Origin of the sequence: Streptomyces pratensis, from assembly GCF_037137275.1 — a bacterium.
Taxonomy (GTDB): domain Bacteria; phylum Actinomycetota; class Actinomycetes; order Streptomycetales; family Streptomycetaceae; genus Streptomyces; species Streptomyces pratensis_B.
In genome coordinates this window covers 246,822-272,109 of record NZ_JBBBEN010000097.1, presented here as the reverse complement: position 1 = coordinate 272,109, position 25,288 = coordinate 246,822, and the positions used below count along the sequence as shown (strand labels likewise).

Below are 25,288 nucleotides of genomic sequence, written 5' to 3'. Positions count from 1 at the left end.
GGGCGGGGCGGCGCCCGGGCGGGNGGCCGCCCGCCCGGGCGCCGTTCAGTCGGGGGCGGCGGTGGCGGCGGGACGGGCGGGGGCAGGAGCGGGCGCGGCCCGTCCCGCCGTCCCTACGACGACGGTGGCGTACCACTCCTCGCTGACCAGGACCCGTGGGCTCAGCCCGGCGGCGCGGAGAATCCCGACCGCCGAGTCGCACTGCCGTTCACTCGCCTCCACGAGGAGGCTGCCGCCGGGCGCGAGCCAGTGCGGGGCGGCCGCGGCCACCCGGCGCATGACGTCGAGGCCGTCGCCGCCGCCGTCCAGGGCGACGCGCGGTTCGTGGACCCGGGCCTCGGCGGGGAGGAGTTCGACGTCGTCGGTGGGGACGTAGGGGACGTTGGCGAGCAGTACGTCGACCCGGCCGCGCAGAGCGGCGGGCAGCGGGGCGAACAGGTCGCCCTCGTAGACCTGTCCGAGGTCGCCGACGTTGCGCCGGGCGCAGCGCACGGCGGCGGGTTCGACGTCGCAGGCGTGGAGTTCGGCCGCGTCCAGGGCGGTGGCGAGGGCGACGCCGAGTGCCCCGGAGCCGCAGCACAGATCGGCGACGACGGCCCGTGCGGGGGCGAGGGCGGCGGCCTGCCGCACCAGGAACTCGGTACGGCGGCGGGGCACGAAGACCCCGGTGTCCACCGAGAAGCGGCGGCCGTAGAACTCGGCCCAGCCCAGGACGTGTTCGAGCGGGAGCCCGGCGGCGCGCCGCTCGACGAGCAGGGCGAGTTCCTTCGGGGAGCGCGCCGCCTCGTGCAGGAGCGCGGCCTCGTCCTCGGCGAAGACACAGCCGGCGCGGCGCAGGGAGGCGACGGTGGAGGCGAGGGGCGTGGCGAGGGAAGGAGAGTGAACCGACATGCGAGCGAAGCCTTTCGGAGAAGCCGATGGGCGCTCCGCGATCGCTCTGGGGGGTGTCCGGCCCTGATCCGCCGGACGGGCCCTAGACCGTTCGGTCGACGTCGGTCGGCCGCACGACGCGATCGTGCGAGGTGAGCACCCAGCCTGATCCAGCGGTAATGGGTCTCACCTCCTCGGTCGGTCCCCGGCGCAGGGGGTCATAACCCTACAGCAGCACGCACGGTGACCGTCTCCCCCGCGGGGCCGGGTGGGGGCGGTGGCCGGCGTGCGGGTCGCGGGGCGCGGGGCGGGGTGTTGAGGGCGGGGACGGGCTCTGGGCGCGGGCGCTGAGGGCGGGGGTGGGCGCGGGCGCCGGGTGCGGGGACGGGCGCTGGGTGGGGGTGCGGGGTGGGCCCGCGGCCTCAGAACTCCGGCTGGTCGACGGCGATCTCGTACGCGATCTCCCAGCGGATGTCCGGCACGATGATGTCGGCCGTCTCCACGGGGCGGCCGTCGCCGTCGTAGTACGTGCGCTCCACCTCGGTGACCAGGTCGCCGACGGAGATGCCGAGCAGGTTCGCCTGCTCGTGCGTGGCGCGGGACGGGCGCGGCACCTCGATGGCGGTGACGATGCGCACGCCGATGGACCGCATGCGCTCCACGACACCGATCTTGCCCCGGGGGCCCATCTCGGGGAGCAGGACGGGCGTGCCGTCGGTGATGGCCATCGGCTCCCAGCTCTTGGAGAGCTGGACGGGCAGCCCGTCGGCGAGGAACTCGTAGTCGGTCATGACGCAGAGGTCGCCGGGGTCGATCGCCAGCCGCGCGGCGATGTCCGCCGGCGCGGGGACCCTGGCCGTGCTGTTGCACTCCCAGTCGCCCGAGTGGTCGTGCTCGCGCATGTCGGCGGCGAACGGGCTGCCGCCGCGCTCCTCGCGGTGGCGCGAGCGGACCATGCGCCGACGCTCACGGGCCTGGCGGACATACGTGCCGGACCCGGCGCGGCCTTCGAGGATGCCCTCGATGATCAGGCGCTCCATGGCCCGCTGGGCGACGGACTGGCCGACGCCGTACTCCTCGGCAAACCGCGCCCGGGACGGCAACTTGTCCCCCACCGCCCATTCACCGGCCCGCACGCGGGCCCGCAGAGCATCGGCCACCTGCAAGAACGGCGTATCACGCGGCATGTGAGCAGCTCCGTGGGTCGGGCTTCGATGTGAGCGTCGATATTGACAAAGCTAACCCATCAGGTTGAAGCTGAATATTCAGCCTTACATGGAGTGACATTCGGTTCACCAGGGGAGAAGTGTGCGCTCTGCACAAGCGCGGGTTGCGGCGCTGACCGGCATGCTCACCGCCGCGATAGGCGCCGAGCCGCGCGTGACCGTCGACCCGGACGCCTTCCGCGTCGAGGCCGACCTTCCCGCCGGGCTCGACGCGGCCGCGCACAGTGCCGTCCTCGCCGCTCTGGCGACGGCGGACCGCTATGGACACACCCTGACCCGCGTCTCCGAATTCGTCTGGGCCGAGATCAGCAGAGAGGCGAACGTGACCACGACCGATTCCTCCGACGCGGCGTACCGCGCCCTGCTCGGCCACACGATGACGTGTACCGCCTGCCGCACGGGGGCGGCCTGCCCCGACGCCACGAAGCTGGTCCGCGCCTGGCGGGAGACCCGTCGATGAGACGCGGCGGCGACCCGGCCGGGCCGCCGCGACGGGGTCCGGCCCGGCCGGGTGCGGACCCGCGGCCCGGCACCGTCCCCGAACCTCCCGCCCACGGCCCGCCGCTCCCCCGCGTCCCCTGCCGGGCGGCGCCCGTGGCGGCCCACTCACCCCGGCCCTGTGCTCCGGCCACCGGACCCGACGCCCGGCGCGCCGGGACGGCCTGAGCGCCGTCCCCTGAACCCCCGCCCGACCGGGCCCTGCCCGGCGGCCCGCCCGTCCGGGCCGGGCCGCCACCCATCCGCCAGCGACGGAGGCACCGCATGCGTCCTGCCCACCAGTCCTTACCGGCACCGCCCGGGAGGCCCCGATGATCGCTCTCTCCGCGACGGACGTCCGTGTCTGCGAAGCGTGTTGGAACGCCCCGGTCACCGCCGCGCGCCACACGCCCGCCGGCCGTGACCTGCTCTGCGGGGAATGCGCCGACGGCGACTACCCGCGCCGTGTCGACCTGTTCCCGCCGTACGGCGTCTACGGCCTGACGGCCCGCAAGCTCCTCAACGACGGCAGACACGGCAGCGGCCCGCCCCGTACCCCACCGGACCCGGGCCCGCCCTTGCCCCACCCGCCCCCGGCCCCGTCCCCACCGGGCACGCCGCCGGTGTAGCGGCCCGCACGCCCCACCACCGCCTCCGGGCCCGCACCCCAGCGCGAAGCAGGGGTGCGGGCCCGGAGTTCTCGTGCCGCGCCGGAACGCGGCAGGAGGCCTGCCCGTCGTTACAGCACCGGCAGCAGGTTCTTCAGCTCGAAGGCCGTGACCTCGCTGCGGTACTCCTCCCACTCCTGCTTCTTGTTGCGGAGGAAGAAGTCGAAGACGTGCTCGCCCAGGGTCTCGGCGACCAGTTCGCTCTTCTCCATCAGTGAGATCGCCTCGCCCAGGTTCTGCGGGAGCGGCTCGATGCCCATCGCGCGGCGTTCGGCGTCCGAGAGGGCCCAGACGTCGTCGTCGGCGCCGGCCGGGAGTTCGTAACCCTCCTCGATGCCCTTGAGGCCCGCGGCGAGCAGGACCGCGTAGGTGAGGTAGGGGTTGGCCCCGGAGTCGATGGAGCGCACCTCGACGCGCGCCGAACCGGTCTTGCCGGGCTTGTACATCGGGACGCGGATGAGGGCGGAGCGGTTGTTGTGGCCCCAGCAGATGTACGAGGGGGCCTCGCCGCCCGCGCCCGCCGCGCGGGTGGAGCCGCCCCAGATGCGCTTGTAGGAGTTGACCCACTGGTTGGTGACGGCGGAAATCTCCGCGGCGTGGGTGAGAAGGCCCGCGATGAAGGAGCGGCCGACCTTGGAGAGCTGGTACTCGGCGCCCGACTCGTAGAAGGCGTTGCGGTCGCCCTCGAAGAGCGAGAGGTGGGTGTGCATCCCCGAACCCGGGTACTCCGAGAAGGGCTTCGGCATGAACGTGGCCTGCACGCCCTGCTCCAGTGCCACCTGCTTCATCACCAGACGGAACGTCATGATGTTGTCCGCCGTGGAGAGCGCGTCGGCGTAGCGCAGGTCGATCTCCTGCTGGCCCGGGGCCCCCTCGTGGTGGCTGAACTCGACCGAGATGCCCATGGACTCCAGCATCGTGATCGCCTGGCGGCGGAAGTCCATGCCCACGTTCTGCGGAGTGTGGTCGAAGTAGCCGGAGCTGTCCGCCGGGGTCGGACGGGCGCCGTCGACCGGCTTGTTCTTCAACAGGAAGAACTCGATCTCGGGGTGCGTGTAGAACGTGAAGCCCAGGTCCGAGGTCTTGGCGAGGATGCGCTTGAGCACGTACCTGGGGTCGGCGAAGGACGGCGAACCGTCCGGCATCAGGATGTCGCAGAACATCCGCGCGGTGCCGGGGGCCTCCGCACGCCAGGGCAGGATCTGGAAGGTGCCCGGATCAGGCTTGGCGATCATGTCCGACTCGTAGACGCGGGCGAAGCCCTCGATCGCCGAACCGTCGAAGCCGATGCCCTCGTCGAAGGCCTGCTCCAGCTCGGCCGGAGCGACGGCGACGGACTTGAGGAACCCGAGGACGTCGGTGAACCACAGCCGCACGAAGCGGATGTCGCGCTCCTCAAGGGTCCTGAGGACGAATTCCTGCTGCTTGTCCATTGCCACATCCTTGCAGTTCAGACGGTCCGTGCACCACCGCCCGGGGGTAGGGGGACACTGCCAGTATCACGACCCGGGATTTCCTCCACATTACGCACTCGGTGTGAGAGGGAGCACGTGGCCACCCACTAGCATCGGCGACCGTGACGCACGGGGGCGCAGGACCTCTTCCCGCCCGCCGGCGCACCTCGGTCCCCGGACCTCTCCCCTCTCCTCCCGGCCCCTTCGCAGAAGGACTCGACGTCATGAGCTTCGACCCCCCGCACCCCCCGGCACAGGCCCCCGACGACCGTGCGCGCAGCCGCCGCACCCGGGCCATCGCCATAGGGCTGAGCGCAGCCGTCGTGGCCGGGCTCGTCACCTTCGGCTCCTACCTGCTGCTGGAGAACTCCGAGGCGACCGAGCAGGCAGAGGACGCCTCTCCAGCGCAGGACGCCAAGCAGCCGGGCGGTGAGCAGCCGGGCGGTGAAGGCGCGGACGCGGGCGGCGAGAGCGCCGACGCGGACGGCTCCATCGAAGGACTGAAGTCCTGGGACGCCGCGAAGCTGGGCCGCGAACACGTGGCGGGCGCGGTGGACTATCCGATGAAGCCCCCGGTGGGCGGCGACCACAACCCGGCGTGGATGAACTGCGACGGCGACGTGTACGAGAAGGCCGTTCCGGACGTCAACGCCGTGCACTCCCTCGAACACGGCGCTGTCTGGGTCACCCACAACGGCAAGGCCGCCGACGCGGACGTCTCCGAGCTGGCCGAACGAGTCAGGCGCACCCCGTTCTCGCTGATGAGCCCGTACGCCGACCAGGAGGGCGCGATCACGCTCAGCGCCTGGGGCAAGCAGGTGACCGTGGACGACGCCTCCGACCCGCGGGTGGATCAGTTCTTCACGCGGTACGTGCAGGGCCCGCAGACGCCGGAGCCCGGCGCGCCCTGCACCGGCGGGCTGGCGAAGGCGCCGCAGTGACGGCGGGGCCCGAACAGGCCGGCGGGGGCGGGGGCCCGCGCTCCGGCGCGGAGCGACGCGGCGCCCGGCGCACCCGGTGGGCGGCCGGTGGCGCCGTGACCCTCGCGCTGCTCTTCGCGGGGGCGGCCGCGCTCGGCTCCTCTCCCGGCGGCGCGGAAGCGGGCGCCGGGGCCAGAGCCGCGGCGAGGACGGGTGCGGACACGGGTAAGGCGGCGGGCGTCCCGACGGCCCGGTCCGCCGACGCCGGGTTCGCCCGGGACATGGCCGTCCATCACCAGCAGGCCGTGGAGATGTCGTTCATCGTCCGCGACCGCACCCGGGACGAGGACGTACGCCGGCTGGCCTACGACATCGCCAACACCCAGGCCAACCAACGCGGCATGCTGCTCGGCTGGCTCGACCTGTGGGGGCTGCCGAAGATCGCTCCGGGCGGCGAGAGGCCCATGGCGTGGATGGCCGGCGCCGAGAACCACGGTGACCTTACGGAGCATCAGGCGGGCGGAGCGACGGACAGCGCGGGCGCCCGGGCCCAGGGGCATGGACATGGCCCTGGCCAGGGCCACGCAGGTGAGAGGGCCGATGCCGGTGCGGACGGTGCGCGGATGCCGGGCATGGCCTCCCGGCCGGAGCTGGAGCGTCTGGACCGCCTCACCGGGAAACGGGCCGAGGTCTTCTTCCTCCAGCTCATGACCGACCATCACCGCGGCGGCGTCGCGATGGCGGAGGCCTGCGCGTCGCGGTGCGCGGTACCGGCCGAACAGCGGCTCGCCCGGGGCATGGTCGAGGGCCAGCAGTCCGAGCTGGGGCTCATGCGCGACATGCTGGCCGCCCGCGGAGCGTCGCCGCGATCCTGAGCGGGACAGTGCGGTCCTGAGGGTGACGGTGCGGTCCTGAGCGGGACGGTGCGGGCGTGCGGGACGGTGCGCGGCGGCGGGGTGGAGGGCGGTGCGGGGAGGGGGCCAGGCACATGTCCCNCCCCGCACCGCGCCCGTCCGCCCCGCGCCCACCCGCGCCGCACCCGTCTGCGGCGCGCCCACGCCAGGCCCGCCCACGCCGCACCGCTCCTCCCCACGCACCCCTCGCCTCGGCTCGCCCACGCCGCGCGTCAACCTGCACCCCTCCACGAAGTCACTCGAACGGGTGATTGCGGTCGCGTGGGCCGGGCGGGCCGATGACGATGGGTCTCGCTCGGGGCCGTACGGCAGTGCAATCCGCACGCAGGAGGAAATCCCCCATGACGACCGCCAGAGACATCATGAACAGCGGGGCCCGCTGGGTCCCGGCCCACGAGACGCTCGACCGTGCGGCGCAGTTGATGCGCGACCACAACGTGGGCGCGCTGCCCGTCTCCGCCAACGGCGATCAGGACCGGATGGTCGGGATCATCACCGACCGCGACATCGTGGTCGAGTGCGTGGCGATGGGGCACGACCCGTCGAAGGTGACGGCGGGCGACCTCGCCCACGGCACCCCCCGCTGGATCGACGCGGCGGCGGACGTGAACGCGGTCCTGGAGGAGATGCAGACCCACCGCATCCGCCGGCTGCCCGTGGTCGAGGACAAGAAGCTCGTCGGCATGATCAGCGAGGCCGACCTGGCGCAGCACCTCACCGAGGAGCAGATCGCGGGCTGGGCCGAGAAGGTCTACTCCCGCACCTGAAACCGCCCCGCATCCCGCGCGCGGGATCGTGGGTCAAGGAGTACCGGCAGCGTGCGGACCGGGTGGGCCGCGCCCCCGCGCGCGGGATCGTGACCACGTCCGGCGCCCCCGGCCCGCTCCGGCGAGGGCCCCCGGGCTCCGCCCCGGCCCCCCGCCCCCGGGACCTGCGTCCTCAATACGACGGCCCGGGGCGGTGGATGGTCCACGGCCACGCCGCCCACCACGCCGAGACGGACGCGCCGCCGGCCCTCGGCCACCGGGGCTGACCTGCGCGTCTGGTGGGCCGGGCGGTTTCCCGCCCCGCCCACCAGGGCATCGCGTCAGTAAGACGATTACACTGGGCGGCGTGCCTCAACTACGTCTCGCACTGAATCAGATCGACTCGACCGTCGGTGACCTCGCAGGCAACTCCGAGGCGATCGTCCACTGGACCCGGCACGCCGCCGAGCAGGGCGCCCATCTCGTGGCGTTCCCCGAGATGGTGCTGACCGGATATCCCGTCGAGGACCTGGCCCTGCGGTCGTCCTTCGTCGAGGCCTCGCGGCAGGCGCTGCGCGCGCTCGCCGCCCGGCTCGACGAGGAGGGCTTCGGCGAGCTGCCGGTCGTCGTCGGCTATCTGGACCGCTCGGAGCACGCCGCGGCACGCTACGGACAGCCGGCGGGCTCACCGCGCAACGCGGCCGCCGTGCTCCACCGCGGCGGGATCGCGCTCAACTTCGCCAAGCACCACCTGCCGAACTACGGGGTGTTCGACGAGTTCCGGTATTTCGTACCGGGCGACTCGATGCCCGTCGTGCGGGTCCGCGGCATCGACGTGGCCCTCGCGATCTGCGAGGACCTGTGGCAGGACGGCGGGCGCGTCCCCGCCGCCCGTGCCGCGGGCGCCGGGCTGCTGCTGTCGATCAACGCCTCGCCGTACGAGCGGGACAAGGACGACACCCGCCTCGAACTGGTCCGCAAGCGGGCCCGGGAGGCCGGCTGCACCACCGCCTACCTGGCGATGATCGGCGGGCAGGACGAGCTGGTCTTCGACGGCGACTCGATCGTCGTAGACCAGGAGGGCGAGGTCGTCGCCCGTGCCCCGCAGTTCTCCGAGGGCAGCGTGATCCTCGACCTGGAGCTGCCCGCAGCTCCCGCCAAGGCCCCGTCCGGCGTGGTGGACGACGGCCTGCGCATCGATCACGTGGTGCTGTCCGACGAGCCCGTGGAGGCGTACGAGCCCGAGCTCGCGGGCGGGTACGCCGAGCGCCTGGACGACGAAGAGGAGGTCTACTCCGCGCTGGTCGTCGGGTTGCGCGCGTACGCCGCGAAGAACGGGTTCAGCAGCGTCCTGATCGGCCTCTCCGGCGGGATCGACTCGGCGATCTGCGCCGCCATCGCCTGCGACGCGCTCGGGGCGCAGAACGTGTACGGGGTGTCGATGCCCTCGAAGTACTCCTCCGACCACTCCAAGGGCGACGCGGCGGAGCTGGCCCGACGTACCGGGCTGAACTTCCGCACCCTGCCGATCGAGCCGATGTTCGACGCCTATATGGGGTCGCTGGAGCTCACCGGTCTCGCGGAGGAGAACCTCCAGGCGCGGCTGCGCGGCACGATGCTGATGGCGCTGTCCAACCAGGAGGGGCAGATCGTGCTGGCGCCGGGCAACAAGTCCGAGCTGGCGGTCGGCTACTCGACGCTGTACGGGGACGCGGTCGGCGCGTACGGGCCGATCAAGGACGTCTACAAGTCGTCGGTCTTCCGGCTGGCGAAGTGGCGCAACCGGGCCGCAAAGGAGCGGGGCCAGACCCCGCCGATCCCGGAGGCCTCGATCACCAAGCCGCCGAGCGCGGAGCTGCGGCCGGGGCAGGTCGACACGGACTCGCTGCCCGACTACGACGTCCTGGACGCGATCCTGGAGCTCTACGTCGACCGGGACCAGGGGCTGGAGGCGATCGTGGCGGCCGGGTTCGACGCGGAGCTGGCGGCGAGGACGCTGCGAATGGTGGACGCCGCGGAGTACAAGCGGCGGCAGTACCCGCCGGGCACGAAGATCTCGCCCAAGGGGTTCGGGAAGGACAGGCGGCTGCCGATCACCAGCCGGTGGCGCGAGTCGTCGTAGCGCGGGGCGATGACCGGTGGCCTCCGGCGGCCGTTTCGCCGTCCAGCGCCGGGCGGGCCGTGGCCGCGGGCCCGCCCGGCGCGGACCCCGCCGTCCAGGCGTCGCGGCGGGCCGGCGGGGCGGGGCCGGAGCCGCTGCCCTCAGGCGCCGGGCCGGCCGGACGCGGCGGGCTCGCGGTCCGCGCCGCCGGAGCATCCGGACACCACCCGGGACGCCCCCGCCGGCCCCCGGTCCCAGAAGCCCGCCGCGACCGCCACCGCCAGGCCGGCCGCCGCGAGGACCGCGCCGACCAGCGCCGGGGACGTCCAGCCCCAGCCCGCCGCGATGGCCGCGCCGCCGGCCCAGGCGCCGCCCGCGTTGGCCAGGTTGAACGCCGAGTGGTTGGAGGCGGACGCCAGCGTCGGGGCGTCCTTCGCCTTGTTCATCACCAGCATCTGGAGCGGTGTCGTCGTCATGAACCCGACGGCGCCCAGCAGCACCACCATCACCAGCGCCGCCCACGGCACGTGCACGGTGAGCGGGAAGACCGCCAGGACCACGGCGAGCGCGCCGAGCGACCCGTACAGCGTCGGGCGCAGCGCCCGGTCCGTGAGCGGCCCCGCGGCCAGGGCGCCCAGGGTCATCCCGATGCCGAAGAGCGCGAGGACCAGGGTGACGGAGGACTCGCCGAAGCCCATCGCCTTCGTGGTCATGGCCGAGAGGTACGCGTACACCGCGAAGACCCCGGCGAAGCCGAAGACCGCGGTGAGCAGGCCGAGGAGCACCTGGCGGTCGCCGAGGGCGCGGAGCTCCCTGCGGAGGTCCTGGTGGGCCTCGACCGGGATACGGGGCACCAGGCGTGCCAGGGCGGCCATCGCGGCGAGGCCGATCACCGCGACGACGAGGAAGGTCGCCCGCCAGCCGAGGTGCTGGCCGAGCAGGGTGGCCGCGGGGACGCCGACGACGTTGGCGACGGTGAGGCCGAGGAACATCGTCGCGACGGCCCGCGCCCGGCGGTCCTCGGGGACCAGCCGGGCGGCGACGACCGCGCCGACGCCGAAGAACGCGCCGTGCGGCAGCCCGGCGAGGAAGCGGCCCGCGACCAGCCAGCCGAAGTCGGGGGCGAACGCGGAGGCCAGGTTGCCGACGGTGAACAGGGCCATCAGCAGCAGGAGCATCCGCTTGCGCGGGACGCGGGAGCCGAGGCCGGTGAGCAGGGGTGCGCCCAGGACGACGCCGATCGCGTACGCCGACACGAGGTGTCCGGCGGTGGGGACGGACGTGTCCAGGTCGTCCGCCACGTTGGGCAGCAGCCCCATCATGACGAACTCCGTCGTGCCTATGCCGAAGGCACTCACGGCCAGGGCGAGGAGGGCCAGGGGCATGCGGGGGCCTTTCACTGTGGTGCGGGGCCGGTGGGGCGGCGGGTTCCGGCGGTGCGCGGAGGCGGTCGGAGGGGGCCGGGCGCGCGGCCGAGGGCCGTCGCCGTGGCACGCGAGCGTGCCGGGCGACGGCTCCCACCATATGTAAGTTACCGGAACAAATTCTCGCAGACCGGTGCCGGAGCGGCTGCCACGAGGTGAACGGCCCGTTGCGGCGGCGGCCCCGGGGCCGCTGGAGCGGCGGTCAGAACTCCACGCGCGCGGCGATGGGAAGGTGGTCGCTGTCGGTCGCTTCGAGCGTCCACGAGGACGTCGGCTCGACGCCCTTGACCATGATCTGGTCGATGCGGGCCATCGGGAACGAGGCGGGCCAGCTGAACCCGAAGCCGTCTCCCGCCGCGCCCTGGGTGGAGCGCATCTGGGAGGTGACCGCGTTCAGCGACCGGTCGTTCATCGTGCCGTTCAGGTCGCCGAGGAGGACGACGCGGTCGACCGGTTCGTCGGCGATGGCCTCGCCGAGCGCGTCGGCGCTGTTGTCGCGCTGGTTGGCGGTGAACCCGGCCTGCAGTTTGACGCGGACGGACGGCAGATGGGCCACGTACACCGCGACATCGCCCTGGGGCGCCCGGACCGTGGAGCGCATGGCCCGGGTCCAGCCCATCTTGAGGTCGACCGGCCGGGTGTCGGCCAGCGGGTACTTGCTCCACAGGCCGACGGTGCCCTGGACCGAGTGGTACGGGTAGCGGTCGGCCAGCGCCTTCTCGTACGTGAAGACCTTCCGGCCGGGGAGCTCCTGGAGGGCCACCACGTCCGCCCCGGAACCGGCGACCTGCTGGGCGGTGCCCTCCGGGTCGGGGTTGCCGGCGTTGACGTTGTGGGTGGCGACGGTGAGGTCGCCGCCCGAGCCGGACTTGTCGGTGAGCAGGCCGCCGAACACGTTCAGCCACACCACGGCGGGCAACAGCAGCGCGACCAGGGCGGTCGCGGAGCGCCGCAGCAGCCCCAGGACGAGCAGGACCGGCAGAAGGAGCGCGATCCAAGGGAGGAACGTCTCGATGAGGCTGCCGAGGTTGCCGAGCCGGTTCGGGACCTTCGCGTGGACGGCCATCAGCAGCGTCAGCAGCACCGAGCAGAGGGCCAGCACGATCCCGCGCCGCCAGATCCCCCTGTCCCCCCTCAGTCTGTCCACCAGGCCCCGGAAGCGGGGCCCGGCGGGCTGCGGCCGATCCGCGCTGCCGTTGTCCGTGTCCGCGCCGTACGCCTGAACCATCGCGCTGTCCTCACTGCCTTGCCCTGCACATCGCCGCGTCCTCGACCCTAGGCGATGGGCGGTGCCTTTCCCGCCGTCGGCTTTCCCGGGCTCCGTCTCCGCCGTGGCGGCCCCGTGCCGGTCGACGACGGCCCTTCGCAGAGCAGGACGAGCCGGTCCGGGCCCAGGTTCCGGTCCGGGCCCGGCGGCACGGTCCTGTGACAGAACGATCACACTCGCCCCGGCTCCGGCGGCCCCGGAACGGCGCCGCGGGCCCACTTCCCCATCGCCGGGGCGGGATGCCACCATGGAAGCGATCCGGGGACGCCGTCAGGGCGCCTCGAGATGACGAAGGAGCCGTTGGCCATGTCGCTTCAGGCTGCGCAGAATCAGCCCTCCCCGCCCCCCTCCGCCCCGGACAGCGGCAAGACGCTGTACGGCGGGAAGTCCACCCGGCGCATCACCGTTCACGACATCGCCGCCGCCACCGAGCGCGGCGAGAAGTGGCCCATGCTCACCGCCTACGACGCGATGACCGCCTCCGTCTTCGACGAGGCCGGTATCCCGGTCATGCTCGTCGGGGACTCGATGGGCAACTGCCACCTCGGCTACGAGACCACCGTGCCCGTCACGATGGACGAGATCGCGATGCTGTCCGCCGCCGTCGTGCGCGGCACCAGGCGCGCCCTCGTCGTCGGCGACCTGCCCTTCGGCTCCTACCAGGAAGGCCCCGTCCAGGCGCTGCGCAACGCCACCCGGCTGGTCAAGGAGTCGGGCGTCGGGGCGGTCAAGCTGGAGGGGGGCGAGCGGTCGCACGAGCAGATCCGGCTGCTGGTCGAGTCCGGCATCCCGGTCATGGGCCACATCGGCCTGACCCCGCAGTCGGTCAACGCGATGGGCTACCGGGTCCAGGGCCGCGGCGAGGAAGCCGCCCAGCAGCTGCTGCGCGACGCGAAGGCCGTCCAGGACGCGGGCGCGTTCGCCGTCGTGCTGGAGCTGGTGCCCGCGGAGCTGGCCGCGGAGGTCACCCGTACGCTGCACATCCCGACCGTCGGCATCGGCGCCGGGTCCGCGACGGACGCGCAGGTCCTCGTCTACACGGACATGGTCGGGCTGACCGGCGGCAGGACGCCGCGCTTCACCAAGCAGTACGCGAACCTGCGCCAGGTGCTCGGCGACGCGGCGAAGGAGTTCGCGGACGAGGTCGTCGGCGGCACGTTCCCGGCGCCGGAGCACACCTTCCACTGACCCGCGCCGGGTCACGGCCCCGTGCGGGCCGCCCCGCGCGGGGGCGCGCACCGACCATTTCCCGCACCACCGACAGCCCGCCGGCATCCCCCACCGGCGGGCTGTCGCCCGCGCGGGCGCCGTGTCGGCCGGCTGTCGGCGAGCTGTCGGCGGCCGCTGGTCTGCTGGTGGACATGGAACGCATCCACAAGAACCCCAGGAGCGGCGCGAACGCCGTCGAGGTCCGGGGGCTGGTGAAGCACTACGGCGGGACCAAGGCGCTGGACGGCGTGGACCTGGACGTCCGCGAGGGCACCGTCCTCGGCGTCCTCGGCCCCAACGGCGCCGGCAAGACCACCCTCGTACGCTGCCTGGCCACGCTGATCACCCCCGATGCCGGCCACGCGGTCGTCGCGGGCTGCGACGTGGTGAGGCAGCCCCGCCTGCTGCGCCGCCGGATAGGCCTGACCGGGCAGTACGCCTCGGTCGACGAGAAGCTCTCCGGCTGGGAGAACCTCTACATGATCGGGCGGCTGCTCGATCTGCCCCGCAAGCAGGCGAGGGCCCGCGCGGACGAACTGCTGGAGCGCTTCTCGCTCACCGAGGCCGCCGGCCGCGCCTGCATGGAGTACTCCGGCGGCATGCGCCGCCGGCTCGACCTGGCCGCCTCGATGATCGGCAGCCCGGCCGTGCTCTACCTCGACGAGCCGACGACCGGGCTCGACCCCCGGACCCGCAACGAGGTCTGGGACGAGGTGCGGCGCATGGTCGCGGAGGGCGCGACCGTCCTGCTGACCACCCAGTACATGGAGGAGGCCGAGCAGCTCGCCAAGGAGCTGACGGTGATCGACCAGGGGAGGATCATCGCGCGGGGCGGGGTCGACGAGCTGAAGGCCAGGGTCGGCGGCCGCACCCTGCACATCCGGCCCTCGGACCCGGCCGAGCTGTCCGCGATGGCCCGTGCGGTCCGGGAGGCCGGGCTCGACGGGGCCGCCGGGACGCAGACGGCGCCCGACGAGGGGCTGCTGCACGTGCCCATCCTCAACGACGGGCAACTGACCGCCGTCATCGGGCTGCTGGGGGCCCGGGGGTTCTCCCTCGCCCATGTCTCCACCGCCCTGCCGAGCCTGGACGAGGTGTTCCTGGCGATCACCGGCGACCAGGCCGCTCCCTTCACCGACCCGGTTCCCCAGGAGGCCGCCGTATGAGCACCACGACCGTGACCCCCGCGTCCGCCGGCCCCGCCGGCGCCGCGCCGTCGAGGGCCGTCGCCGCCGAAGAGGGCCGGTCCGGGCCGCGGACCCATCTGCGGCACGTCGGGGCGCTGGTGCGGCGCAATCTGCTCCAGATCAAGAAGGACCCGGAGTCGATGTTCGACGTCCTGCTGATGCCGGTCGTCTTCACCCTGCTGTTCGTGTACGTCTTCGGCGGCTCGGTCGGCGGCAGCCTGGGCGGCGACCGGCAGGACTACCTGAACTACCTGGTGCCGGGGCTGATGGCGATGATGGGCATGAACATCGCCATGGCCGTCGGCACCGGGGTCAACGACGACTTCCGCAAGGGGGTCATGGACCGGTTCCGGACGATGCCCATCGCCCGCTCCTGCGTGCTCGTCGCCAAGATCGTGGTGGAGCTGGGCCGGATGACGGTCGCCACGCTCATCCTGCTCGCCATGGGGTTCGCCCTCGGCATGGAACTGGGGACGTCCGTCGCCGGGCTCGCCGGGGCGGTCGCGCTGTCGGCGGTGTTCTCCGCCGCCATGATGTGGGTCTTCATCCTGCTCGGGCTGGCCATGAAGACCGCCCAGGCGGTCCAGGGGACGGCGATGATCGTGCTGATGCCGTTGCAGTTCGGCTCCTCGATCTTCGCCCCGCCGCAGACGATGCCCGGCTGGCTCCAGACCTTCACCGACTACAACCCGCTGTCCCATCTCGCGGACGCGGTGCGGGGGCTGATGATGGGCGGCCCGGTCGCCCACTCGGTCGGGTGGACTCTCGCCTGGGCGGCCGGCATCACACTGGTGACGGCCCCGACGGCCGTGGCGAAGTTCCGCAAGAAGGCCTGAACGCGGGGGCCGTCACACCGTCGGCGGCCGCCGGTGCGTCTCCGCCAGGGCGGTGGCCTCCTCGATCGTGAGGCCACCGCCCCGCGCGTACGCCGCCGCGTAGGCGTCGTCGCCCATACGGGCCCGGACGGCCTCTTCTGCATCCTGGCGGTAGCGGTTCTCCATGACGGTCGGCACGTGTTCCGGAGGCAGCAGCGCCGACTGGAGGCCGAGCAGCCGGGCGGCGGTCTCCACAACCCCCTCTCCGTCGAGTCCGGCGAGCGCGCGGGCGATGACCATCAGCTGCATGGACGCCATGTGCGGGGCCATCAGGGTCGACAGCCGGTCCTGGGAGCGGCTCAGCGCGGTCAGCCCGCCCTCCAGCGCCGAGGCGTGCGCACCGTCGAGGTTGTCCAGCCAGGCCAGCACTCCGAGCACGAACCCGTCGAAGCCCGCGACCGTGAGGGAGCCGAGCTCCTCGCGCAGCAGCGTCATCTGCTCCCGCGCCTGGGCCACCCGGCCCTGGCGGCCGAGCAGGAAGCCCAGATGCAGCCGGGCGGTCGGCACCGCCTCGTGGCCCGCGAACCGCCCCGTGTCGATGATCTCCCGCAGGATGGCCTCGGCCTCCTCGGAGCGGTCGAGATCGGCGAGGACTCCGGCGTACCGGGCCCGCAACACCGCCGCCTGGGTCTGCGCGCCGAGCGCCCGCGCGTAGTCCACGGCGGCCCGGTAGTCCTCGGCGGCCTCGGCGAACCGGCCCCTCTGCTCGTTCGCCTCGCCCCGGGAGGCCAGCGATTCGGCGGTTCCCCAGTCGTCTTCGAGCCGGACGAAGATCTCCAGGCTCTCGTCGGCGTCGGCCAGCGCCTCGCCCGCCCATTCGGGGCGGTTGGCCAGGAGCTTGGCCCGCATCTGGAGCGCGGCGCCAAGCTCCCACTCGTAGCTGTACTCCCGCGAGGCCCGGACCGTCTCGTCCATCAGCTCGCGCAGGTCGTCGGACTCGCCGGACAGCAGGACCGCGTACATCCAGAGCGAGCCGGGCATGCGGCAGGTCTGCGGCTGCCCCGCCCGGTAGGCGCGGGCGATGCTGCGCAGCCGCGCCCGGCCCTCGGAGGTCGTCCAGTCCTCCATCGTGTGACCCGTGCTGACGAGCTGGACCAGCGCCACCCCGCGCCGCGCCTCCGCCACCTGCTCCGGGACCCACGGAGGCGGCCGGTCGGTGGTCCTCTCCAGCAGGGAGGGGGCCCGGTCGCCGGGCGGGGCGAAGGGGTCGGGGCCCAGACAGGACGCGGCCTGCGCCCACTGGCGGGCGTCCGCGCGCAGATCGCGCATCATCCAGTACCAGGCCATCGACAGCACCATGCAGAGCGCCTCCTGCTCCTCCCGGGCGGCGACGGCGCGGCGCAGCGCGGTGCGCAGGTTCTCGTACTCCCGCCCGAAGAGCGCGACGGCCTGCCGCTGTCCGGCGCCGCGCAGCTTCGGGCCGGTGGTCCGGGCCAGCTCGCGGTAGTGGATCAGGTGGCGGCGCTCGACCGCGTCCCGCTCCACGGCCTCGTCGAGGCGCTCCGCGGCGTACTCGCCGACCGTCTCCAGGAGCCGGTAGCGCATCTCCCCGTCGTCGCCGGGCGCGGCCACCACGAGGGACTTGTCGACCAGGGACCCGAGCAGGGCGGCGACGTCCCGGGCGTCCACGGCGACGCCGTCACGCGATGCGGGCAGCGCGCAGACCTCCTCCGCGGCGGCGAGCCCGCAGCCGCCGGCGAAGGCGGCGAGGCGGCGAAGGACGGCGCGCTCCGCGGCGTCCAGCAGCTCCCACGACCAGTCGACGACGGCCCGCAGGGTCTGCTGGCGGGGCAGCACGGTCCGGCTGCCGTTGGTGAGGAGGCGGAAGCGGTCGTCGAGCCGGTCGGCGATCTGGCGCGGGGCGAGCGTCCGCAGCCGGGCGGCGGCCAGTTCGATGGCGAGCGGCAGCCCGTCGAGGCGGCGGCAGATCTCCTCGCAGGCGGCGGCGGTCCCCTCGTCGGCGTCGGGGCGGAACCCGGGCCGGGCGGCGGCTCCGCGCTCGGCGAGCAGGCGCAGCGCCATCGGGTCGGGCAGCGGGTCGACGGGGCGCACGAACTCGCCCGGAACCCCGAGGGGTTCGCGGCTGGTCGCGAGCACGGTGAGCTGCGGGCACCGGGTCAGCAGATGGTCGGCGAGGGCGGCCGCGGCCCCGACGACGTGCTCGCAGTTGTCCAGGAGCAGCAGCATCCGCCGCGGGGCGCAGTGCTCGGTGAGGCGTACGAGGGGGTCGTCGCCACCGCGGTCGGCGGCCCGCAGCTCCTCTGCGCCGGCCCCCCGCAGGACGGTCTCCCGGGCGCCGAGGGCGCTCAGCACCGCCTCTGCCACGGCGTCCGGGTCGTCGACGGGGGCCAGTTCGGCCAGCCACACACCGTCGGACCAGCTCGCGGCCGCGGCCTCCGCGGCCTCCTGGGACAGCCGGGTCTTGCCCGCGCCGCCGGGGCCGAGGAGGGTGACCAGCCGGTTGCGGGCGAGGTCCGCACGCAGGTCGGCGATGTCCTCGCCGCGCCCGACGAAGCTGGTGAGCCGGGCCCGGAGGTTCCCGAGCGGGGCGGCGGTCGCGGAGGGCCGCTCGGGGCGGCCGGGGCGGTCCGCGTGATCCGTGCGGTCCTGGTCGAGAAGCCCGGTGTGCAGAGCGCGCAGGGCCGGGCCGGGGCCGGTGCCGAGGCGGTCGGCGAACACGGCGCGCACCTCCTCGTACGCGGCCAGCGCCTGGGCCGTACGACCGGCGTCCCGCAGCGCCGTGATGCGCAGGGCCTGGAGCGGCTCGTCGAGCGGGTGGCCCTCGCAGAGCGCCGCCAGCTCCGGCAGCGCCGCCCCGGGCCTGCCGAGGGCGAGGAGGGCGGCGAGCCTGTCCCGCAGCGCGTCGAGCCTGCGGGCCTCCCAGCGGGAGGCGGTCGCCGCCCGGTCGGGCAGGTCGGCGAGGGCGGGCCCGTTCCACAGGGCGAGTGCCTCGTCGAGGAGGGCGAGGGCCTTCGCCGCCTCGCCCCCGTCCAAGGCCCGGCCCCCCTCCCCCGCCAGGTGCTCGAAGCGGTGCAGATCGACGGCGTCCGCCGGGGCGGCGAGCCGGTAGCCGCCCGCCGCGGAGTCGACGGCCGCCCGGCCGAGGGCCCGCCGCAACCGTCCGACCAGGGCCTGGAGCGCTCCGGCCGCGTCGGCGGGCGGGTCGCCGTCCCACACCTCGTCGACGAGGGCCCCGGCGGGTACGGTCCGGCCGGGGCGCAGCGCGAGGACGGTGAGCAGGGCGCGCAGCCGCGCCCCGCCGAGGGCGACGGCCGTACCGTCGTCGCGGAAGGCCCGGGCAGGGCCGAGGATGCAGTAGCGCACGGGCCCATTGTCCGCGACGGGCGGCGGCACGCTCTCGACCGGGGGAACTTCGCCACCGGCCCCCGACGTTCCCGGCCTGCCGGGCCGTACGATCGCTCCTCCGGCACCGCCGTCGGGGCCGGCGCCGCCCCTGGCGCCGGGTCCCGCTCCCGCCCCCGTCCAGGAGTCGTGTGCCGATGACCACAGCAGCCGCCCGCCGCGACCGGCGGATCAGTCCGGTGTTCCTCGGCATCGCCGCCCTCACCGCGGTCGCCGGCTGGGCCGTGTGGACGGGGTTCGCCGGCGCCACCGGCCTCGCCGTGTTCCTGTTCGTCACCGGGGCCTGGGTCGTCTCGCTGTGCCTGCACGAGTACGCGCACGCCCGCACCGCGCTGCACAGTGGCGACCTCTCGATCGGGTCGAAGGGCTATCTGACGCTCAACCCGCTCGCGTACACCCACGCCCTGCTCAGCGTCGTCCTGCCGGTTCTCTTCGTCGTCATGGGCGGGATCGGGCTGCCCGGCGGCGCTGTCTACATCGAGCGCGGCCGTATCCGCGGCCGGTGGAGGCACAGCCTGATCTCGGCGGCCGGCCCGCTGACGAACGTGGCGTTCGCGATCGTGTGCACGGCCCCGTTCTGGCTGGACGCACTCGACGGGGTGCCGCTCGCCTTCCGGTACGCGCTGGCGTTCCTGGCGATGCTCCAGGTGACGGCGGCGATCCTGAACTCCCTGCCGATCCCGGGGCTGGACGGCTACGGGGTGGTCGAGCCCTGGCTCTCGCACCGGATCAGGCGCCAGGTGGAGCCGATCGCGCCGTTCGGGCTGATCGCGGTCTTCGCCCTCCTGTGGGTCCCGGGCGTGAACGTGGCCTTCTTCGACGCGATCGACGCGCTGCTGGGGGGCCTGGGCGTCGACGAGGCGCAGCGGTACTGCGGGTATGACCTCTACCGCTTCTGGCGGGCGTTCTTCGGAGAGCACAACCCGGGCTGCGCGGTGGGGTGAGCCGGGGCCGGGAGCGGCGAGGGGGCGCTTCGCGCCGAGGAGGCCGGGGCCGCGGGCGGGGTCAGCCGGCGTCGGGCGACGCCGTCATGCGCTGCTTGCGCACGGAGAACCAGACCATGTTCGACGAGAGCCCCACGATCAGCACCCAGACGATCCCGAGCAGGCTGCCCTGGACGAAGGAGACCACGGCCGCCACGACGGCGAGGACGCAGACGACGAGGGCGTAGAGAGCGAGGCGGGGCATGGGGGGCGGCTCCTGTCGGGGAACGGTCACGGTCCCGTCCAGTGTCCCCCATGCCCCGTTGTGCCCCGCCTCCGGTCCCGCCGCCCGCAGCGCCTCCCCAAAGGGGACGGGCCCGCAGCGCCTCCCCGGGGCGGGGGGCCGGACGCCGGTGGCGGGGGCGGCGGTCGCGCGGTGTTTCAGAGGTCCGTGGCGCGCAGTCCGGCGTGGGCCTTGTAGCGGCGGTTGACCGAGATCAGGTTGGCCACCAGCGACTCCACCTGGTGGGCGTTGCGGAGCCGGCCCGCGAAGATGCCGCGCATCCCGGGAATCCGGCCCGCGAGCGCCTGCACGAGGTCCGTGTCGGCGCGTGCCTCGCCCAGGACGAGGACGTCGGTGTCGATCTCCTCGACGTCCTGGTCCTGGAGCAGCACCGCCGAGAGGTGGTGGAAGGCCGCGGTGACCCGGGAGTCCGGCAGCAGGGCGGCGGCCTGCTCGGCGGCGCTCCCCTCCTCCGGCTTGAGCGCGTACGCGCCCTTCTTGTCGAAGCCGAGCGGGTTGACGCAGTCGATCACGAGCTTGCCGGCGAGCTCCTCGCGGAGGGACTCCAGTGTGGCGGCGTGGCCGTCCCACGGCACGGCGACGATCACGATGTCGCTGCGCCGGGCGCACTGCGCGTTGTCCGCGCCCTCCACCCCGTGGCCCAGCTCTGCCGCCGCCGCTTCGGCCCGCGCGGCGTCCCGGGAGCCGAGGGTGACCCGCTGTCCGGCGCGGGCGAGACGGTAGGCGAGACCGCGCCCCTGCGGCCCGGTCCCGCCGAGCACGCCGACGCTGAGTCCGGAGACGTCGGGAAGGTCCCAGGGGTCCTTTGCGGGGGGCTTGGGCGCGCTGTCCTGTGTAGTCATGGAGCCGACCCTACTGCGAGGCAGCGACCGGCCGTCCGACCGCTCGGCCGGGCGGCGCCGCGCTGCCGGCGGCCGGGAATTCGGTTGCCCGGGGCGCCCGGCCGTGCGGAGGATGGTCCCTCGTGACCTCAGCCCCGCCCCCCTCCCCGCTGTCCGCGCGGTTGCGCGCCGTGCTCCCCGATCTCTCCCCCTGGCGGTCGTCGGCCGACTTCCGCCTGCTGTGGGCGCAGGGGCTGATCACGTACTTCGGCAGCTTCATGGCGCTCATCGCGCTGCCGCTCCAGATCAAGGAGCTGACCGGCTCCCCGCTCGCGGTCGGCGCGATGGGCGCGGTGGAGCTGGTGCCGCTGATCGTCTTCGGGCTGTACGGCGGCGCTCTCGCCGATTCCGTGGACCGGCGCCGGGTCATCCTGCTGACCGAGGCGGGGCTCGGTGTGCTCGCCGTCGTCCTGCTGGTCAACGCCCTGTTGCCGCAGCCGCTGCTGTGGCCGCTGTACGTGGTGGCCGGCGGGGTGGCCGCGCTGGCCGGGCTCCAGCGGCCCGCGCTGGACTCGTTGACGGCCCGGATCGTGCCCCACGCCCAGCAGACCGCGGCGGCCGCGTTGAACGCGCTGCGCTGGCAGGTCGGGGCGATCGCGGGCCCGGCGCTCGCCGGCCTGGTGGTGGCCTACGCAGGCCACGGCACGGCGTACGCGGTGACGGTGTGCACGTTCGCCGCCTCCGTCGTGCTGTGTCTGCGTCTGTCGCCCGCGCCGGCCGCCCTCGACGCGGCGAAGCCGTCGCTGCGGGGGATCGTCGAGGGGGCGCGCTACGCCTGGAGCCGGCCGGTGCTGCTGGGCACCTACGCGATCGACCTGGCGGCGATGTTCTTCGCCTTCCCGAACACGATCTTCCCGTTCCTCGCGGACGAGCTGGACGCCCAGTGGTCGCTGGGCCTGATGTACGCGGCGGGCTCGGTCGGCTCGCTGGCCCTCGGGCTGACCAGCGGCTGGACGTCGCGGGTGCGCAGGCACGGGCTGTTCGTGGTGTTCGGCGCGGCGGCGTGGGGGCTGGCGATCGCCGCGGCGGGCTGGTTCTCCAGCGTGTGGGTGGTGCTGCTGTGCCTGACCGTGGCGGGGGCGGGCGACATGCTGAGCGGGCTGGGGCGCGCGACGATCTGGAACCAGACCATCCCCGAGGAGCTGCGGGGCCGCCTGGCGGGCATCGAGGTGCTCTCGTACAGCATCGGCCCGCAGCTGGGCCAGGTACGGGCCGGGGCGGTGGCCGGCTGGACCGGGACCCGGTCGGCGTTCTGGACGGGCGGGGTGGCGTGCGTGGCGTCGGTGGCGCTGCTGACGGCGGCGTTGCCGAAGCTGGTGCGGTACGACTCCGAGACGGACGAGGACGCGGTGCGCAGGCGAGGGGCGCGTGCGCAGGCGTGACGTGGGGCGGGCCGGGGCCGGCCGGGCCGCCGCCGACCGAAGCGGTCCCGGCCCTGCCTGCGCGTGACGAACGGCGGCGGGGCCGAGGACGACGGCGACCCACCGGTGCTCCCCGGGCCCCGTTCGTCACGCGCCGGGCAGGGGCCCTGCGCGGCAAGGGGACGCCTTCAGGCGGTCGGCGGGCTCGCGGGGCCCGAGGAGTCGCGCTCCTCGCCGGGGGCCTCGTCCCGGTCGTGCCACTTGGGGTCGGTCTCCCACTCCAGGTTCCGTTCGCGCGCCGTGTCCATCGCGTGCTGGGCCGCGTCGCGGGAGGGGTAGGGGCCGAACCGGTTCTTCGCCGGGCACTCGGGGCCTTCCTCCACCTTCTTGTGTTCCAGGCAGTAGTACCACTCGCCCGGTTTGCCGACCGTGCGCTTCTTGAACAGGGCCATCGACGGCTCCTTTCCTCATGGCCATGGTGCCCCGGGGCCGCTGGTTAGACTCGCTGGCATGTCTGGCCAGTCGCTTCTCGTACCAGGGGAGATCACTCCCGTCCGTTCCGTCCCCGGAAACATCCGGCGCCCCGAGTACGTGGGCAAGCCGGCCCCGACGCCGTACACCGGCCCGGAGGTCCAGGACGCCGATACCGTGGAGCGCATGCGCGTCGCGGGCCGCATCGCCGCGCAGGCGATGGAGGAGGCCGCCAAGCTCATCGCCCCGGGGGTCACCACGGACGAGCTCGACCGGGTCGCGCACGAGTTCATGATCGATCATGGCGCGTACCCCTCGACGCTCGGCTACCGGGGCTTCCCGAAATCGCTGTGCAGCTCGCTCAACGAGGTCATCTGCCACGGCATCCCCGACTCCACCGTGCTGCGCGACGGGGACATCGTGAACCTGGACGTCACCGCCTACATCAACGGGGTGCACGGCGACAACAACGCCACCTACCTCTGCGGCGACGTGGACGAGGAGTCGCGGCTGCTGGTCGAGCGCACCCGCGAGTCGCTGAACCGGGCCATCAAGGCGGTCAGGCCCGGACGGCAGATCAACGTGATCGGCCGGGTCATCGAGTCGTACGCGAAGCGCTTCGGGTACGGGGTGGTGCGCGACTTCACGGGGCACGGGATCAACTCCTCGTTCCACTCCGGTCTGATCGTGCCGCACTACGACAGCCCGCACGCGACCACGGTGATGCAGCCTGGCATGACGTTCACCATCGAGCCGATGCTGACGCTGGGGACCCACGAGTACGACCTGTGGGAGGACGGCTGGACCGTGGTGACGAAGGACCGCAAGCGCACCGCCCAGTTCGAGCACACGCTGGTGGTCACGGAGACCGGGGCGGAGATCCTCACGATCCCGTGACCGTCCGGGCCGACCGGTCGCCTCTGATCGCTCATAACCTCCCCCTCCGGGCGCGCGGGACGTACATTTTTACCGACAGCCAGTCGGGAACCAATTGACTTAGGTAAGCCTAAGTAGGAGGATCGGGCGTACCGGCACGCACTGCCGCGTTCCCTGCGGCGCCGTCTGCCGATGTCTCCCGCTTCTCCTGATTCCCGTCCCCCTCGGCCCCCGGAGGCCCGCCTTGGACGCAACCGCCACCGTCACTCCCTTCTCGACGCTCATCCGCACCGCGTCGCACGAGCAGCACACCGAGGCCGAGACCTCGACCTTCATGAGCGACCTGCTCGGCGGGCGGCTGGGAGTGGACGCCTACACGCGCTACACCGAGCAGCTGTGGTTCGTGTACCGGGCACTGGAGGAGGGCGCGGAGGCGCTGTCGAAGGACCCGGTCGCGGGCCCCTTCATACAGCGGGAGCTGATGCGCTCCGCGGAGCTGGAGCGCGACCTGGCCCACCTGCGCGGGCCGGACTGGCGCGTGGGGCTGGCGCCGCTGCCCGCCACCGCCGCGTACGCGGACCGGGTCGCCGTGTGTGCGCGCACCTGGCCCGCCGGCTACGTCGCCCACCACTACACCCGCTACCTCGGCGACCTCTCGGGCGGCCAGATCATCCGCGACAAGGCGGAGAGGACCTGGGGCTTCGAGCGCAAGGGCGATGGCGTGCGGTTCTACGTCTTCGACCGGATCACCAACCCGGCCGCCTTCAAGCGGGGCTACCGCGAGCTGCTGGACGCGGTGAACGCGGACGACCTGGAGAAGCAGCGCGTCATCGAGGAGTGCAAGCGCGCGTTCGCCCTGAACACGGCGGTCTTCCGGGAGCTGGGCGAGGTGTTCCCGCTCAGCGCGTGAGCGGCCGCGGCCACCGCGCCGAGCGGCCGCACCCAGGCCCACGGCTCCACCGGGCACGCCCCGGTGGAGCCGTCCGCGTACGCCGGGGAGGGCTGTCCGCCGCCCTGGCGGGCCCGTCCGGGGCTCAGCCCCGGACGGCCATCAGGACGCGGCCGCCGACCTCCACCGTGCCGTCCGGGGCGGGCGCGGTGAGGATCTGGGAGCCGCGCCCCTGCCGGATGTTCAGGGCCCGGCCCAGCCGCGCGCTGAGCAGCAGCGCCGCCGCGCCCGTCGCCTCGTCCTCGACGACGCCGTCCCCGCGCCGGGGGAAGGCCCGCGCGCGCACCCGCCCCGCCGCCTCGTCCTCCCAGGCCCAGGCGTAGAGCCACCCGTCGCCGGGCGGCGGGGCGGGCAGCTCCTCCACCTCGGCCGCCGTCGCGTACTGCCGGAGCGTGCGCGGCGGGACCCACTCGGGGCGGGCGGCGATCCAGGTGAACTCCCCGTCCTGGCGGGCGAACACGTCACCGACCTCCAGCTCCAGGATCTCCAGGTCGAGCAACCAGGCGGCGCCGACCAGCGGGTGCCCGGCGAACGGCAGCCGCGCCCCGGGGGCGTGGATGCCCACGCGCCCGCGCTCCGGGTCGTCGACGAACACGGTCTCGCTGAAGCCGAGCCGCCGGGCGAGCTGCTGCCGGGACGACTCGTCGGGGTGGCCGCGCCCGTCGCGTACGACGCCGAGGGCGTTGCCGTGCCGGCCGTCGGGTCCGCAGAACACCCGCAGGACGTCGATGCCCCGGGGTACGTCGTAGTCGTTCACGGGGGCATTCAAGCACTGCCGGACGGCCGTTGGGGGGAGCCGAGGCCCCCCGAACGGCCGCGGGG

At 73.7% G+C, this 25,288-nt stretch carries 23 protein-coding genes; 13 read left to right on the top strand and 10 right to left on the bottom strand.

Annotated elements, in window-relative coordinates; all coding sequences use genetic code 11:
- Nucleotides 1–45: 45 nt before the first annotated feature.
- Complete coding sequence (locus V9U70_RS23540) at nucleotides 46–891, bottom strand: putative protein N(5)-glutamine methyltransferase (RefSeq protein ID WP_336678272.1); 846 nt, start codon at nucleotides 889–891, stop codon at nucleotides 46–48.
- 401 nt (nucleotides 892–1,292) lie between these two features.
- Nucleotides 1,293–2,057, bottom strand: a complete 765-nt coding sequence (locus tag V9U70_RS23535) for a GntR family transcriptional regulator (RefSeq protein WP_336678271.1) — start codon at nucleotides 2,055–2,057, stop codon at nucleotides 1,293–1,295.
- Nucleotides 2,058–2,217: 160 nt separating this feature from the next.
- Here V9U70_RS23535 and V9U70_RS23530 point away from each other — a divergent pair, with 160 nt between their 5' ends.
- Both V9U70_RS23530 and V9U70_RS23525 read left to right on the top strand, forming a co-directional pair.
- Entirely contained in the window at nucleotides 2,218–2,556 is a 339-nt protein-coding gene (locus V9U70_RS23530; RefSeq protein ID WP_336678392.1) for a hypothetical protein, read from the top strand.
- A gap of 349 nt (nucleotides 2,557–2,905) precedes the next feature.
- Complete coding sequence (locus V9U70_RS23525) at nucleotides 2,906–3,202, top strand: hypothetical protein (protein WP_336678270.1); 297 nt, start codon at nucleotides 2,906–2,908, stop codon at nucleotides 3,200–3,202.
- Between the two features lie 110 nt (nucleotides 3,203–3,312).
- Here the strand turns inward: V9U70_RS23525 and glnA are convergent, their stop codons facing one another.
- Nucleotides 3,313–4,674: a type I glutamate--ammonia ligase gene (glnA, locus tag V9U70_RS23520; protein ID WP_336678268.1), complete on the bottom strand. Its 1,362-nt coding sequence runs from the start codon at nucleotides 4,672–4,674 to the stop codon at nucleotides 3,313–3,315.
- A gap of 329 nt (nucleotides 4,675–5,003) precedes the next feature.
- Between glnA and V9U70_RS23515 the strand changes: the two genes are divergently transcribed.
- The 4 genes from V9U70_RS23515 (at nucleotide 5,004) to V9U70_RS23500 (ending at nucleotide 9,397) form a co-directional block, all read left to right on the top strand.
- Nucleotides 5,004–5,636 carry a DUF3105 domain-containing protein gene (locus tag V9U70_RS23515; protein WP_419724017.1) on the top strand — a complete coding sequence of 211 codons (633 nt, stop codon included), beginning with the start codon at nucleotides 5,004–5,006 and terminating at the stop codon, nucleotides 5,634–5,636.
- Between the two features lie 95 nt (nucleotides 5,637–5,731).
- Nucleotides 5,732–6,490: a DUF305 domain-containing protein gene (locus V9U70_RS23510; protein ID WP_336678265.1), complete on the top strand. Its 759-nt coding sequence runs from the start codon at nucleotides 5,732–5,734 to the stop codon at nucleotides 6,488–6,490.
- Nucleotides 6,491–6,870: 380 nt separating this feature from the next.
- On the top strand, nucleotides 6,871–7,296 hold the full coding sequence (locus tag V9U70_RS23505; protein WP_336678263.1) for a CBS domain-containing protein: 426 nt from the start codon (nucleotides 6,871–6,873) through the stop codon (nucleotides 7,294–7,296).
- A 346-nt stretch (nucleotides 7,297–7,642) separates the two neighbouring features.
- Nucleotides 7,643–9,397, top strand: coding sequence for an NAD+ synthase (locus V9U70_RS23500; protein ID WP_336678261.1), 1,755 nt, complete (start codon nucleotides 7,643–7,645; stop codon nucleotides 9,395–9,397).
- Nucleotides 9,398–9,537: 140 nt separating this feature from the next.
- Here V9U70_RS23500 and V9U70_RS23495 read toward each other — a convergent pair whose 3' ends face one another.
- Nucleotides 9,538–10,761: an MFS transporter gene (locus V9U70_RS23495; protein ID WP_336678259.1), complete on the bottom strand. Its 1,224-nt coding sequence runs from the start codon at nucleotides 10,759–10,761 to the stop codon at nucleotides 9,538–9,540.
- A 241-nt stretch (nucleotides 10,762–11,002) separates the two neighbouring features.
- Complete coding sequence (locus V9U70_RS23490) at nucleotides 11,003–11,950, bottom strand: endonuclease/exonuclease/phosphatase family protein (RefSeq protein ID WP_419724016.1); 948 nt, start codon at nucleotides 11,948–11,950, stop codon at nucleotides 11,003–11,005.
- Between the two features lie 423 nt (nucleotides 11,951–12,373).
- Here V9U70_RS23490 and panB point away from each other — a divergent pair, with 423 nt between their 5' ends.
- The 3 genes from panB (at nucleotide 12,374) to V9U70_RS23475 (ending at nucleotide 15,299) form a co-directional block, all read left to right on the top strand.
- Entirely contained in the window at nucleotides 12,374–13,255 is an 882-nt protein-coding gene (gene panB / locus V9U70_RS23485; protein WP_336678256.1) for a 3-methyl-2-oxobutanoate hydroxymethyltransferase, read from the top strand.
- Nucleotides 13,256–13,428: 173 nt separating this feature from the next.
- Entirely contained in the window at nucleotides 13,429–14,442 is a 1,014-nt protein-coding gene (locus V9U70_RS23480; protein WP_336678254.1) for an ATP-binding cassette domain-containing protein, read from the top strand.
- Nucleotides 14,439–15,299 carry an ABC transporter permease gene (locus tag V9U70_RS23475; protein ID WP_336678252.1) on the top strand — a complete coding sequence of 287 codons (861 nt, stop codon included), beginning with the start codon at nucleotides 14,439–14,441 and terminating at the stop codon, nucleotides 15,297–15,299. The genes V9U70_RS23480 and V9U70_RS23475 overlap by 4 nt, the downstream gene beginning before the upstream one ends.
- A 12-nt stretch (nucleotides 15,300–15,311) precedes the next feature.
- On the opposite strand, the gene V9U70_RS23470 is transcribed toward V9U70_RS23475, so the two are convergent.
- Nucleotides 15,312–18,662 carry an ATP-binding protein gene (locus V9U70_RS23470; RefSeq protein ID WP_336678250.1) on the bottom strand — a complete coding sequence of 1,117 codons (3,351 nt, stop codon included), beginning with the start codon at nucleotides 18,660–18,662 and terminating at the stop codon, nucleotides 15,312–15,314.
- Nucleotides 18,663–18,838: 176 nt separating this feature from the next.
- On the opposite strand from V9U70_RS23470, the gene V9U70_RS23465 reads away from it, so the two are divergent.
- Nucleotides 18,839–19,645 (top strand): site-2 protease family protein, encoded by an 807-nt coding sequence (locus V9U70_RS23465; protein WP_336678249.1) that lies wholly within the window; start codon nucleotides 18,839–18,841, stop codon nucleotides 19,643–19,645.
- 61 nt (nucleotides 19,646–19,706) lie between these two features.
- On the opposite strand, the gene V9U70_RS23460 is transcribed toward V9U70_RS23465, so the two are convergent.
- The gene (locus tag V9U70_RS23460; protein ID WP_336678247.1) at nucleotides 19,707–19,889 is read right to left on the bottom strand and encodes a hypothetical protein; all 183 of its coding nucleotides are present in this window, start codon (nucleotides 19,887–19,889) and stop codon (nucleotides 19,707–19,709) included.
- Between the two features lie 176 nt (nucleotides 19,890–20,065).
- A complete protein-coding gene (gene npdG / locus V9U70_RS23455; RefSeq protein WP_336678245.1) occupies nucleotides 20,066–20,770 on the bottom strand; it encodes an NADPH-dependent F420 reductase in 705 nt (234 codons plus the stop codon).
- A gap of 122 nt (nucleotides 20,771–20,892) precedes the next feature.
- Here npdG and V9U70_RS23450 point away from each other — a divergent pair, with 122 nt between their 5' ends.
- Nucleotides 20,893–22,191, top strand: a complete 1,299-nt coding sequence (locus V9U70_RS23450) for an MFS transporter (protein ID WP_336678243.1) — start codon at nucleotides 20,893–20,895, stop codon at nucleotides 22,189–22,191.
- Between the two features lie 167 nt (nucleotides 22,192–22,358).
- Here V9U70_RS23450 and V9U70_RS23445 read toward each other — a convergent pair whose 3' ends face one another.
- Nucleotides 22,359–22,622 carry a hypothetical protein gene (locus V9U70_RS23445; protein WP_336678242.1) on the bottom strand — a complete coding sequence of 88 codons (264 nt, stop codon included), beginning with the start codon at nucleotides 22,620–22,622 and terminating at the stop codon, nucleotides 22,359–22,361.
- Nucleotides 22,623–22,680: 58 nt separating this feature from the next.
- On the opposite strand from V9U70_RS23445, the gene map reads away from it, so the two are divergent.
- Nucleotides 22,681–23,538, top strand: a complete 858-nt coding sequence (gene map, locus V9U70_RS23440) for a type I methionyl aminopeptidase (protein ID WP_336678240.1) — start codon at nucleotides 22,681–22,683, stop codon at nucleotides 23,536–23,538.
- 223 nt (nucleotides 23,539–23,761) lie between these two features.
- Complete coding sequence (locus V9U70_RS23435) at nucleotides 23,762–24,427, top strand: biliverdin-producing heme oxygenase (protein ID WP_336678239.1); 666 nt, start codon at nucleotides 23,762–23,764, stop codon at nucleotides 24,425–24,427.
- Between the two features lie 124 nt (nucleotides 24,428–24,551).
- On the opposite strand, the gene V9U70_RS23430 is transcribed toward V9U70_RS23435, so the two are convergent.
- Entirely contained in the window at nucleotides 24,552–25,223 is a 672-nt protein-coding gene (locus tag V9U70_RS23430) for a PhzF family phenazine biosynthesis protein (protein WP_336678238.1), read from the bottom strand.
- Between the last annotated feature and the right edge of the window lie 65 nt (nucleotides 25,224–25,288).